The following is a 13,051-nucleotide window of genomic DNA, read 5'->3' on the forward strand; positions in this document are numbered from 1 at the left end:
AAAAAAATTGTTACGAAACAAGTTCGTAACAATCTTCTTATTCTGTTCGCAATGCTTCCACTGGGTCTTTTTTCGATGCATATTTCGATGGAATCAATCCCGCAATAAGTGTTAAAATCAATGAAATCAATATCAAAATAATAGCACCTTGCCATGGTAATTTTGCGATTTGGGCTACACTTGTTTTTGCTGCAACAATAGAAGAAATCGGAATATTTAATAAAATCGTGATTAAGATTCCCATGCATCCTGAACAAAGTCCAATGATAAAGGTTTCCGCATTAAAGACACGGGAAACATCTTTTTTGCTGGCTCCTATGCTTCGTAATATACCAATTTCTTTTGTTCGTTCTAATACAGAAATATACGTAATAATTCCAATCATGATCGATGAAACGACTAAAGAAATGGATACAAAACCAATCAAGACATAGCTAATCATATTGACTACATTGGAAACCGATGAAATCATCATGCCTACCATATCGGTATAGCTAATCACGTTGTTTGAATTTCCTTTTTCTTCTTGCATATCATTGTAGTCTTCAATACAAGTGGCTAAAGCTTCTTTACAATCAAAGTCTTTAGCATATAAAGATATTTGGGTTGGTGAGTCTAAATCAACTACGCCCATTTTCTTTAAATTGGATTCATATGTAGCATTCAAATTGTCGTTATAAGTTTGCATATAAGCCATCATTTCTTCTTGTGACATAGACGCAAATTGCATTTGTTGTTGTGGTGATAAAGAAGAAAAATCTAGTTTTTCATTGGATTTAAATTCTTTTCCAGTAAAGATATTGATGTCTTTGTTTTGTTTTTGTTCTTGTACAATGTCTGATTTTTCACATTGATCAATGACATAATTTGTCATATCCGAACTATAATAAATTCCACCTAACATACTAGATGACATTGTACTTTCTTTTTGACGAATAATACCAACTACTTTTATTTCCTGTGCATTTTGTACAACTTGTTTGACATAGTCTTCGTTTTCACTTTGATCAATCCAGATGCCATTGACTTTTTCATATAAATCACAGTTTAAAACTAATTTAAATGTTGTATTGAGTAATTCATCATATGTATAGCTTTTCTGATTGTCTGTGGTTTCAATTTCACTAGAAGTTCCATTTAAAATTTTATTATAGGAATCCACAACTTCATCCTGGTTTAATAAACCAAGAGAATAAAGCGCATAATCCGTAATGTTGTTGTTTTCATCGACCGCAATAACAACTTCATTGTAGTTTTCTGGCCAGGATCCCTGGACTAATTCAAATTCACTTTCTTTTAAATTGTCGCTATCTGGTAATTGAAGCCAGACTTCATTAGAACTAGCCGAAGACATAAACTGTGATTGTAAATCCAGCATGTCACTCATGCCTAATTTATCAATGAGTCCGTTTGGTGAGACTTGAACAAGGCCACTGTCTGTATTTTCATTGAAAACATTTAAATTCAGGTCATAGGAGTATTCAATGGCTCTTGTATTGTCTTTTATTTCTTGTCCATCTGAACTTTCGATATAAGATTTAAGGGCTTCTAAGTTATTTTGTTTAGAAGAAGCAATACTTTCTAATACATCATTCACAAAGCTTCGAGTATAAATTTCATTTTCTTTTCTTTCTTCATTTGAAGAATCATCTTTAGGTCCCATTGCTTCCATCATGCTGGCCATGTCCATGGTCGTGGATTGAATGGTAATGGGATAAGCTGTCATTGTATCGCTTTCTACAGAGTCAATATAAGATTGAACACCATTGGATAATGATAAAATCAAAGCAATTCCAATAATTCCGATACTGCCGGCAAAAGAAACAAGAATGGTACGTGCTTTTTTTGTCATTAAGTTATTTAAGCTTAAAGATAAAGCGGTTTTAAAAGACATACTTGGTTTGGATTCGACTATTTTTTCTTCTTCCTTGTCTTTTTCATCAAATGGATTGGAATCACTGATGACAAGTCCATCAGATAATCGAATAATTCGAGAAGAATATTGATTGGCTAATTCTGGATTATGTGTGACCATAATCACCAGTTTATCTTTGGATATTTCTTTTAATATTTCCATGATTTGAATGGAAGTTGAAGAATCCAAAGCACCTGTTGGTTCATCGGCTAAGATGATATCCGGGTTATTGACAATGGCACGGGCAATGGCCACACGTTGCATTTGTCCTCCCGATAACTGGGTTGGTTTTTTATAGATCTGGTCTTTTAATCCAACTTTTGTTAGAGCTTCAATGGCTCTTTTTTTTCGTTCTTCTTTTCCTACGCCACTTAATGTTAATGCCAATTCCACATTGGATAAAACGCTTTGATGGGTAATTAAATTATAGCTTTGAAACACAAATCCAATTTTATGATTTCGATAGGTATCCCAGTCTTTGTCTTTATAGTTTTTTGTGGATTTTCCATTGATAATTAAATCACCACTCGTATAATGATCCAATCCACCAATGATATTTAGAAATGTTGTTTTTCCACATCCACTTTGTCCTAGAATAGAAACAAATTCACTGTCTCGAAAGGATAGACTGACTCCTTTTAAGGCATGTACCACTTCTTCACTGGTTTGATAGTCTTTGACTATGTTTTCACACCGTAACATAGTTTTCCTCCTTATTAAACATAGGTTAATTATTAACACTTGTTTATCATTTGTCAATTAATTTGCACAAAAAAAGAGAACTTATTTTGTTCTCATTTCATCGGGTTCATAATCTTGTAAAGACGCTAAAAATCCTTTTTCTTCTAATTCTCTTTGAATAAAATCCAATATTTTTTCACTGGATGCACTCACTGTATGATAATGATAATTGGAAGTCACATTTTTTAAATACGTGGATTTTCCACTTTGTATGTCTTCTAGAAATTGCTGAATGTCTCTTCTAGATGAAATTCCCATTTGGGCTTTTACGGTTCCATAGCTTCGATGATAAATAAAAACATCTTCAATACATCCACCACAGTCTATAATGCATTCCATTTCTTCTTTTGTTTGTTCATCGTTATGAAAAACTTTAAATACGCGTTTATATGTTTTTATTTGATTGAGAATATATCCATGATTGGTGGAAACAATGTCATAGTCTTTGGCTCTTAATAGAGCAATGTCTTGTACAATGACTTGACGAGACACAGAAAAACGAAGAGCAAATTCTTTTCCGGGTATGGCTTTATTTGAATTTTTTAATAAATCAATGATTTCTTCTCTTCTTTGTTGACCAGTCATATTTATTCTCCATTCTGATACAAGTTTATCAAAATTCACAAAAAGAAACAATGCACTATCTTTTTTTTGAAATCAGTCCGTATAAGTATAATAAAGTGGATGTTATTAATAGAATGGTAAATAAAATATAGATCCATGTTGTTAAGAGTTGCTGCATATGATTTGTATCCCATAAATATGTTATTTGATAGTCCATGGATATAAAATTATATACCAATAAAATGGATACTACTAAACTTAGCATCATGCCCGTAAAGCATTGTCTTCTATTTGTATTTTTAAATCGATCGAGAAAAGAAGTTTCAAAGTTTCCTGTCGCTTTATAGTATTCAGGTAAAGATGGTAGTAACCAATATCGATTTAAACTTGCCATAACAACATATACAACAATACCAGCTAATATCGCTAAGAAAATGGAATAGCTATAGTATTCTAATAAAAAGAATGTGATCAAAGCTAATATGGTTCGCATTTCTAAGAAGTGATAGATGTTATATTGTTTTACATCTAATTTCAAAAACTTTGTTTTATCAATATTTAAAATATAATAATTATCTTTTTCATCTTTCCATGTATTCTTTCCCACTTGTTCTACTTTTGTTTTACGTATACGATCTATCATAGTTTTCACCTCAAGAACTAGTGTACACTGATTTTTTTATTCACATAAGTATTTTATTTTGCATATAAAATATTTTTATTATAGTAATTTGAAAACTTTGATAGCTCTTCATTCAATTCATCCAATGACATGATTTCAAGTAAAGTCGGTGCTTCTGTATATAAATTGGTTCCAAAGCCTAATCGTGTAGAATCAAAGGATACACCAAGAGAGGCTAAAGTCGTTGGAAATAAGTCATAGGTACATACAATTCGATTGTTATTTCCAACTGGATAGACTGGTGAATTGATAATGGTATAGTATTCAGATCGTATATATCCACTTTCTTCAATTGTTTTAAACCAAGTCGCATCCATACTGTTATGGTCACCAGCTAATACAATGGTTGTATTTTCATACCAAGGTTGTTGTTGAATCCAGGCAATGAATTGACTGACTTGATAAGAAGAACATCGAATGACATCGGCGTATTGATCGCCATAGTAGTCAATGCAATCAGAACAATAAAAGCCGCCTGTAAAATGGGTGTCCACTGTTAGGAGTGTAAAATTAAAGGGTTGAGATGAACATGATAATTGTTCCAATTCAAGTTTGGCATTTTCAAATAAGCGAACATCTTCATAGCCCCACCAGACATAATAGTCTTCAGGTATCCACTGGTTTTCAATGGCTGAAAAATAATCGACTATTTTATAGTTTCCGTGTTGTTCAAAATAGAATTTTCGTCCTCCAAATTTAGCATCCGATCCAATCATTAATTCATTGACATAGCCATTGTCTTCTAAGATATCTCCTATGGAATAAGCCCCGGATAAAAAAGAGTCTTCACTGACATAGCTATTTCCGTTGATGGGTATATTTAATGGCAATCCACTTGTTTGTCCAACCATAGCAGCTACTGTCCATCCATTTAAAGAAGGAGCTAAAAAACCATTGGAAAATGATACATTTTCTTCTTTGATTTGTGTGAGTTCTGGTATATATGAAACTTCCACAGCGCCTCCATGGTCAATATCGGCATATGTAGTTTCCATGGATTCTAAAAAAATATAAATTAAGTTTCGTTTGGTTTCTGGAAATGTATAGGATACACAGGAAGGATCTACGTAATAGTTTTCATAAAAAGTCGATGGATGCATGATATTGTCGACATAATCATCAAAATGAATTTGCGCAAAGCATTGTGTAGCGCCTAAGTAACAAACCATTAAAGAGCCAATACAAGTCAAAACAATCACACTGGCATTGATTTTTTTCGAATAATTTCCTTTGATCATTTCTGATTTTTTATGACAGTGACTAATCCAGATAAATAAAATAAAGCCAAGTGTTATTTCTAATGGAACAGGTAAACAAGTTTGTATGAAATCAGTAACAAATGTATTGTCAGTTCCTTCTAATGGAATCAATAAATGAAATACAACTTGTTCAAAGGGAATATCACCAAAAGTAGATGGTACCCACTTTCCGACTTGAATCAGCAACAAGCCAGTAAATACAAGTAAAATCAATACAATCCAGAATATACTATTTAATAGTTTCTTAATAATTTTCATATCTTTATCTTTCTTTACATAATTTTTACGTATTTCATTATATGGGATTGTATATAGAAAAAGCAAAGTGAATTTATATAAAAAGGTCGTAGAATTCTACAACCTCTTATTATTTTTTTCTGACTGCTTCATCGATTGCATATACAATTTTTTCAATGTCATTGATAAAATTTTGCACAATTTCTTTTGTTATTGTATAAACTTGTGCATCTGTATGTGCTCTATCTGTTTGATGCGCAATTATATTTCTTCTACCAAATAATTCATTTAAACGTCTTTTCAATTTATCTCTTGTCTTTTCTTTTTCTCCTCTTTTATAAAACGCTTTATTCGCAACATCTTCGAATGAAATGCCTAACAAATTAAATTGATCTTTCACAGACTCATATGAAATCATTGTAATTGATTGATAATAACTATTTATGTAATCTAGAAACCAATCTATATCCTTTCCAGATTTAAACGCCAATTCAATTGTTTTCATATTGACTTGAAGATTTTCATATTTTTCTGTTCGAAACCAATTCTCATCATAAATTTCACATAAACCATATTTTGTTAATTCGTGCATATAGAAATCAAAAGCACTTGCCAAAAATATTATTTGGGCACGCCAGATATTTTCTCCTTCTGTAATTTTTCCTGATGCAAGCAACTCATCAGCAACATCAAACTGTGCATAAATTGCCTGTATTGTTTCGGTAAAGTGTTTCATTATTTCATCTAATTCAAATCGAATCACATTCGTATGAAATTTATCTCGTATTTCTTCATTTCTTGGCAATAAGTCAAGATTTCTTTCTTCCATACAATATCCTCTATTTTATATTCTCTTCTTCCATTTCCTGGAATATTTTTTGATTAATCATAGGCATAGCACCATATTTTCCTGAAACATATCCTCTTCTTAAATTTTCAGACTTACGTACATTTTTAATTTCAACAAGAGAATATAAATCCGTTGCTCTTTCTTTGTTTAATTGTGTAAACCACACTTGATCCCGCCTGAACAAATCGGAATCTAACAAGCTTGTATCATGGGTTGAGAAAATCAATTGAGCAAATTCATCTTTTTTATATTGTTGAAATAATTTTACAATCTGATAAATTACGGATTCGTGTAAACTTGTTTCTAATTCATCACAAATTAATATCTTTCCTTTTTCCAAAATATCAAGAATTGGACAAATCATTTGAAATAATCGCTTTACACCTGTTGATTCCTCTGTCATCAAATCCACTTCAAATTGGTCATATACGATTTTTGCTTCTATTTTATTTGCTTGTTGAGTACCTATCAAATTTTTTATGACGTCTGGTAATTGTATTTCTTTTGGTAAATCTGACATTTTTACTTTTTCAAGTTTTACTTTTACATCTTTAGCTCCTGTTCCTAGAGATTGCAAAATAGTAACAAATATTTTTTTCATTCTGTCATCATTTTGCATCAAATCAATAGAATACTCCGTCCAGTTATTAATTTCTGGATCATATATAACAATATCTGTATTAAAAAACATAAAAGCTTCTTCAATTTCTTTTATATTGCTATAATTAGCTGCACATGATAAAAATAGTCTATTGTTTTTTAAGATACTCATACTTACATCAAAGACATTTTTATACCTATCACCTGGTTTAACTTCCATATTATTTCGTTCAAAGATTTTTACTTGTTTTCCTTTTGGAAAATAATATAAATATTCATCTTCTATAATATTTTTCTTTATCGAAAAACCATATGCAAATCTTATATCATTTTTTACAAACTGAATATTATATTCACTTGGCATTTGGTCATTTGATAATTTATGACATGCTTGAAATACTTTCTGACCTGGTTGATGATTTATACTATTACGAACTAAATCACACATAAAATATAAAGCATTAATAAAATTACTTTTTCCTGAGCCATTTGCTCCATATATAATTGCAGAACGTAATACTTTAAATTTGCCAAATTCTTTTAAAAACTCTTCAGATGTATTATCACTTCCTGCAACCATTGAAAAACGGATTTTTTCTTTAATTGATTTATGATTTGAGCAGTTGAATTCTAATAACATCTTTTTTCCTTCTTTCTTTTATATTTTTATAATACTTCCATTTTATTGTTTTTTCAATCTAATTTGCATATTTTATGCAATTTGGTAATATAAATCAAAATATTGTTGAATTTTAGAACCAATTAAAGTACCTTATTTTTCAACCTCCAATGGATCTAAAATTCCTATAAAATCAATAGAATCCACATTAAACGGAGATCCTTCAATCATACCTGCTCGATATAGTTTTGAAGGTTGATAATGTCCGTTCTTTTTCCATGATGCAATGGATTGATTCATGGATAAAAAATCAATTGAATTTTGATTTTGTTTAAGTATATCCATAGGGCCTATATTATGTGTTGTAAAACACAATTGTCCTTTTCCATATTGCATTAAATATTCAATCATTGCGCATAAATATACGTCATGAAGATTGGAATCAAATTCATCTATAAAAACAATTTTTCCATTTACCATTATTTTTAAATACACAAATAATTTAATTAGTTTTTTTATACCCGTACTTTCAAATTCAGGACTGATTGAATAATTTTCGTATTTCATGATTAATTGACAATTATAAGAATCTTTATTTTCTTTTCTTTGAATTTCAATTGTTTGAAGGTCTTTTTTAAAGATTTTTATGAAATTTGATAATTGTTGAATTAGTATTTCAAATGAATCATATTGATTTTTTAAAACAGCGATTTGACCATAATTGATTCTTTCAGTTCCTGTATCATCGTTTAAATAATTTAATGCATTCACTAATTCATTTGTATCATATTCAGAAAATATATAGTCTTTTATATAATAATTTTCATGAATATCTTGTTGTTCTAAATATACGAAAAGATTTCTACTAAAGATGAATAAAGAAAATACAGATAAATCAAAATGATTATGTTTATTATTTATTTCTTTAGAGATATATAAAGATGAAAATGTTGATTTTTTTAATAAATTTTTTGTTGAATCAACAATTTTATTTTTTTCTTCAGATTGTATATTTATAAAATTTCCATCTAGAATTTCAAAAATAGTTTTAGGTACTGTTCTAGAACTAGCTAATTTAGATTTTAATATTTCATGAGATATATAAAATTGATTGATATTATCTTTTTTTAATGTTATGGAATAAGAAAATAAATATATTTCTTTTTCAGAAATATTAAAGAAATATTCAATGTCTATTTCTAATTGATTTATTTGTTTATTAATTGATTCTTTTAAATGTTTTTGAACCAATGGATTATTTAAGTAATTTTGATTACTTAGCAATTGTTTTAATATAGAAACAGAAGAAATAATCCCAGACTTTCCAGATCCATTTAATCCATATATTCCTTTAATATTATATTTTTGTGTATCTATATTTTTATCTGGTGTTTTTTTATAGAATGATAAAGATATTTTATTGGATAAAGATTTAATTCCTTTAACAGAATATTCTTTCAAAAATACATATTTCATACTATTAATCCTTTCATTTTATATTCTTTTTGAATATTTATTGTATTCATAATATATCACTTTTATAGAATATAATTAATTTAAACAATTATATGAATATAAAAAAAGCAAAGTGAATTTCACTTTGCAGTTTGAATTTTTATTTTGTTTTCATTTCATTAACCATGTTAATGATTTTTTCAGCATAGTTAGCATCTCCTGCCCATCCTGTTCCATATGGATTGTTAGGAATGCTTAAGTATTCAACATAAATAGCTTTTCCTCTTAGGCTTTCTGACCATCTAGGATCCACTCGATCTGTATTTAATGGTTCTGTAGATGCGTAACATTTTAAATGTTGAATATGAGCTCGAATACCTGTTCTTACATTTACAAAGCTATTTCCGGCTACTCCATTACCAGTTGCTCCCATTCCTGCAAAATTATATTGATCTGGTTTTACATCTCCACCATATTGCAGGAAGCCAGTTTCTAACATAGCTTGCACAAAAGCAATTTCTGGTTTAATGCCTTCAATCAATGCTTCTTCATAATACATTTGACAGAAAATTTCAATGGTACTAGCTCCACCTTTAGCTAAGATTCCATCATAAGTTGTTCCATATTTAGAGAATATATCATAATTTGGATTCTTAGATTTAAAATAAGAAACCATTTGATTTACAGTTACTTCACTACTTCCCATAATAGGATGTAAAGTACTTTCAGGTTGATCAGGTTCACTTATTTGTTCAGCTAATGCAAATACCCATTGTTGAGCTGCTGTGTTATTTGAACTATACAGCTGAATATTGGAACTGTTTTGAACTTTACCTGATGTTATATCAATCACAAAATTTGAATCTAAAGCCGATACAATTTTAATTGAACCGGTTCCATCAAACATTACAATCCATCTTTGTGAATAAGAATTTAAATTGCTGTATTGATATACATTTACACTATTTTTAGCTGTATTCGAAGCGACTGTTAAATATTTTCCAGACCCTTCATTTTGTAGTAAAACATAGCCTTTTGCATCATGTGAAACAATCCATCTTTGAGCTTTTGTAGAATTAAACGAATATAATTGCACATTGGCTCCATCATTTATAGAAGCGGATGTGACATCTAAAGCATAATTAATATTCTTATTTTTGATGTAATATGTTCCATCTTCCATAAAAGAAGAATTTGATAATGCTAAATCATCTAGTTTTTCTCTTTGTGATTTGAATGTCGCAAATATCCATCTCTGTGCTTTTGTACCATTGGATTGATACAATTGAATGTTGCTTGAATTAACTACTTTAGCTGAATACAAATCAATGCAGTAATTGCTATCTAAAGCTGAAACAATTTGATAACTGTTTCCATCTTTAATCACAATCCATTTTTGATCGACAGTATTTTGTGAAGTATATTGCTGAATATTTTTTGAATTGCCAGCCACTCCACCACTAACATCTAATACTTTTCCTGATTTCACATTGGTAAAAGTCACATAGCCTTTAGAATCGTGACTCACTTTCCATCCTTGTGCTTCTGTACAATTGGATTGATACAACTGTATATTGGCTCCATTGTTTAAAGAACCACTTGTGACATCCAATACATAACTTGAATTTAAAGCACTTTGAATTTCATATGTACCATCGGCTAGTACATCTTTATTAGCCGAAGCTAAGTCATCTAATTTTTCTTGTTTAGATGCAAATTTTTCGAATGTCCATCTTTGAGCTTTTGTTCCGTTGGATTCATACAATTGAATATTGCTTGAATTGGCGACTTTAGCCGATGCTAAATCCAGACAATATCCACTATCTAAAGCTGATACAATTTGATAGCTGTTTTCATCTTTAATCACAATCCATTTTTGATCGGCAATATTTTGGGAAGTATATTGCTGGATATTGGCAGATTTTGCAGCTTTTCCACCATTGACATCCAATACTTTTCCCGATTTTACATTGGTAAATGTCACATAGCCTTTAGAATCGTGACTCACTTTCCATCCTTGTGCTTCTGTACAATTGGATTGATATAATTGTACATTGGCTCCATTGTTCAAAGAACCACTTGTAACATCCAATACATAACTTGAATTTAAGGCACTTTGAATTTCATATGTACCATCCGTTAATACATCTTTATTAGCAGCCGCTAAATCATCCAGTTTTTGTTGTGTTGATACAAATTTCGCAAATGTCCATCTTTGCGATGTACTATTTTTTCTTTGATAAATTTGAATGTTACTAGAATTCGCAACCTTCGCATCTTTTAAATCCAGACAATAGCTCTTATTTAAAGCCGATACAATTTCATAACGACTTCCGTCTTGAATAACAATCCATTTTTGTGCCATTGTATTGTTCGATGTATATTGCTGTACATTTTGTGAATTTGTGGCTTTCCCAGCATTCACATCTAATACTTTTCCCGATTTTACATTGGTAAATGTCACATAGCCTTTAGAATCGTGACTGACTTTCCATGCTTGTGCTTCCGTACAATTGGATTTATAAAGCTGTACATTGGCTGCATCATTTAAAGAACCACTTGTGACATCGAATACATAACTTGAATTCAATGCACTTTGAATTTCATAGATACCATCCGCTAATACATCTTTGTTTTGATATGCTAAATCATCCATAGCCGATGTATCAATGGATAATCCCAATGCTTTTGCGATACCTGTGGCATCGGCAATTCCTAAGTTTTGAAGTTTGGCTTCTGAACTTAAGAATTCATCAAAATCTTGTTTGTTATCCGCAAAACAATGTTCAATGATTAATCCAGTAATGCCTAAGTTTTTGGCATGACGAATCACTCCGTAATAATCACCTTCGGATCCATCTGGATAATCATATTTTTCGTCGTGTCCATCAATCGTATTGGTACGAATTCCCATGCTTTGAATTCCAAGAGATGTTAATTCATTTAAAATACTTTGGGCAACGACTTTTCCATCTTCTGATAAATCAGGTCGATAGTTGGTATTTGGATAGAAGACAACAGCTCCTCGGTTACTTCCATTTAATCCATTTAAATGGATACTAATTAAGTAAGAAGCACCATAATTAGCTGCCACTTGTGCTCTTTCTTGTAGTCCTAAATTCGTATCGTCATAGCGTGTCATATAGACTGTGACATTGGCATATTTTTCGAGTTCTTGTTTACAATACTGAGCAATTTTCAGATTATAATATTTTTCATATAATCCATCTTGTGAAGAATAATACGTATACGTTCCTGGTTCTGTTCCACCATGTCCTGGATCTAAACAAATCACAATATTATCGGATTGTTCTTCTAGTGCATAAGATGAAATGGCATAGCTTTGTGGACTGACTAATTCTTCTTCTATCATGTTTTCGGTTTGATTGATATTAACCGCATCAATGGTAACCACACCTTCTTGTGTCGTAGTTGTTTCACTGATTTCTTCTAAGTTTACTAACTCATCGGAAGAATATACTTCCTGATTGACACCAAACTTAGCATCAATTCCTATTTCATTTAATGAAATGACATAGTTTTCTTCATTGAGCTGGTAATGAATATTCGTAACAACATACGATCCATTTGAAAAAGAGTACGTAAATTTAATTAAATTATTGACTCTTTCATTACTTTCTACATTGTATATATTTCCATATGCGTCTTGTACATCAATAGAAAAATTTGTATATCCTTCGTCTTTTAATAAAGACAATACAAAGTTTTGTGTAGAAGATACATTGGAATCTTCTAGTAAAAAGTATTCAATACAAGTAGAATCTCCCTTTAATTCTGAATTATTTGTATCTGAATCTTCAATTTGAGGTTCAACATATTTTTCTTCAGAATCATTGTTTTCTTCTACTATTTCTTCGACAATTTCTTCATTGTTTTCTTCTTGCGCAAATATTGGAACAATATTTGTCAATGACATTGTCAGTGCTAAGAAGAAAGAAAATGAGAATCTAAATATTTTTTTCATACACATTTTCTCCCTCAAACATTATTTTATCGAATTTCATTTTTTTTGACAACAAAAGAAAAGGATTCGCTTTATACGAATCCAATTTAAGGGTATCCAAAGTTTCTGGGGGTCTGAATTTAGGGGGAAATTTTAGGGGTCTAT

8 protein-coding genes are annotated in these 13,051 nt (G+C 30.4%); all 8 read right to left on the reverse strand.

Translation table 11 applies throughout. The annotated features are described in order from the left end of the window. Positions 1–37: 37 nt before the first annotated feature. The 8 genes from ACI32A_RS09595 to ACI32A_RS09630 all read right to left on the reverse strand — a co-directional run bounded on the left by ACI32A_RS09595 (position 38) and on the right by ACI32A_RS09630 (position 12,907). Positions 38–2,617 carry an ABC transporter ATP-binding protein/permease gene (locus tag ACI32A_RS09595; RefSeq protein WP_439754839.1) on the reverse strand — a complete coding sequence of 860 codons (2,580 nt, stop codon included), beginning with the start codon at positions 2,615–2,617 and terminating at the stop codon, positions 38–40. Positions 2,618–2,698: 81 nt separating this feature from the next. Next, on the reverse strand, positions 2,699–3,241 hold the full coding sequence (locus ACI32A_RS09600) for a transcription repressor NadR (RefSeq protein ID WP_439754840.1): 543 nt from the start codon (positions 3,239–3,241) through the stop codon (positions 2,699–2,701). 55 nt (positions 3,242–3,296) lie between these two features. Further along, positions 3,297–3,863 (reverse strand): hypothetical protein, encoded by a 567-nt coding sequence (locus ACI32A_RS09605; RefSeq protein WP_439754841.1) that lies wholly within the window; start codon positions 3,861–3,863, stop codon positions 3,297–3,299. A 53-nt stretch (positions 3,864–3,916) separates the two neighbouring features. Next, a complete protein-coding gene (locus ACI32A_RS09610) occupies positions 3,917–5,419 on the reverse strand; it encodes an LTA synthase family protein (protein ID WP_439754842.1) in 1,503 nt (500 codons plus the stop codon). Positions 5,420–5,528: 109 nt separating this feature from the next. Further along, positions 5,529–6,227 (reverse strand): HEPN domain-containing protein, encoded by a 699-nt coding sequence (locus tag ACI32A_RS09615; RefSeq protein WP_439754843.1) that lies wholly within the window; start codon positions 6,225–6,227, stop codon positions 5,529–5,531. A 10-nt stretch (positions 6,228–6,237) separates the two neighbouring features. Further along, on the reverse strand, positions 6,238–7,488 hold the full coding sequence (locus tag ACI32A_RS09620; protein WP_439754844.1) for an AAA family ATPase: 1,251 nt from the start codon (positions 7,486–7,488) through the stop codon (positions 6,238–6,240). Between the two features lie 132 nt (positions 7,489–7,620). Beyond that, positions 7,621–8,943, reverse strand: a complete 1,323-nt coding sequence (locus tag ACI32A_RS09625; RefSeq protein ID WP_439754845.1) for an AAA family ATPase — start codon at positions 8,941–8,943, stop codon at positions 7,621–7,623. A gap of 139 nt (positions 8,944–9,082) precedes the next feature. Beyond that, positions 9,083–12,907: an RICIN domain-containing protein gene (locus ACI32A_RS09630; protein WP_439754846.1), complete on the reverse strand. Its 3,825-nt coding sequence runs from the start codon at positions 12,905–12,907 to the stop codon at positions 9,083–9,085. Positions 12,908–13,051: the final 144 nt, after the last annotated feature.

The sequence above is a fragment of the Floccifex sp. genome (genome assembly GCF_051873555.1).
Classification (GTDB): Bacteria; Bacillota_I; Bacilli_A; order Erysipelotrichales; family Erysipelotrichaceae; genus Floccifex.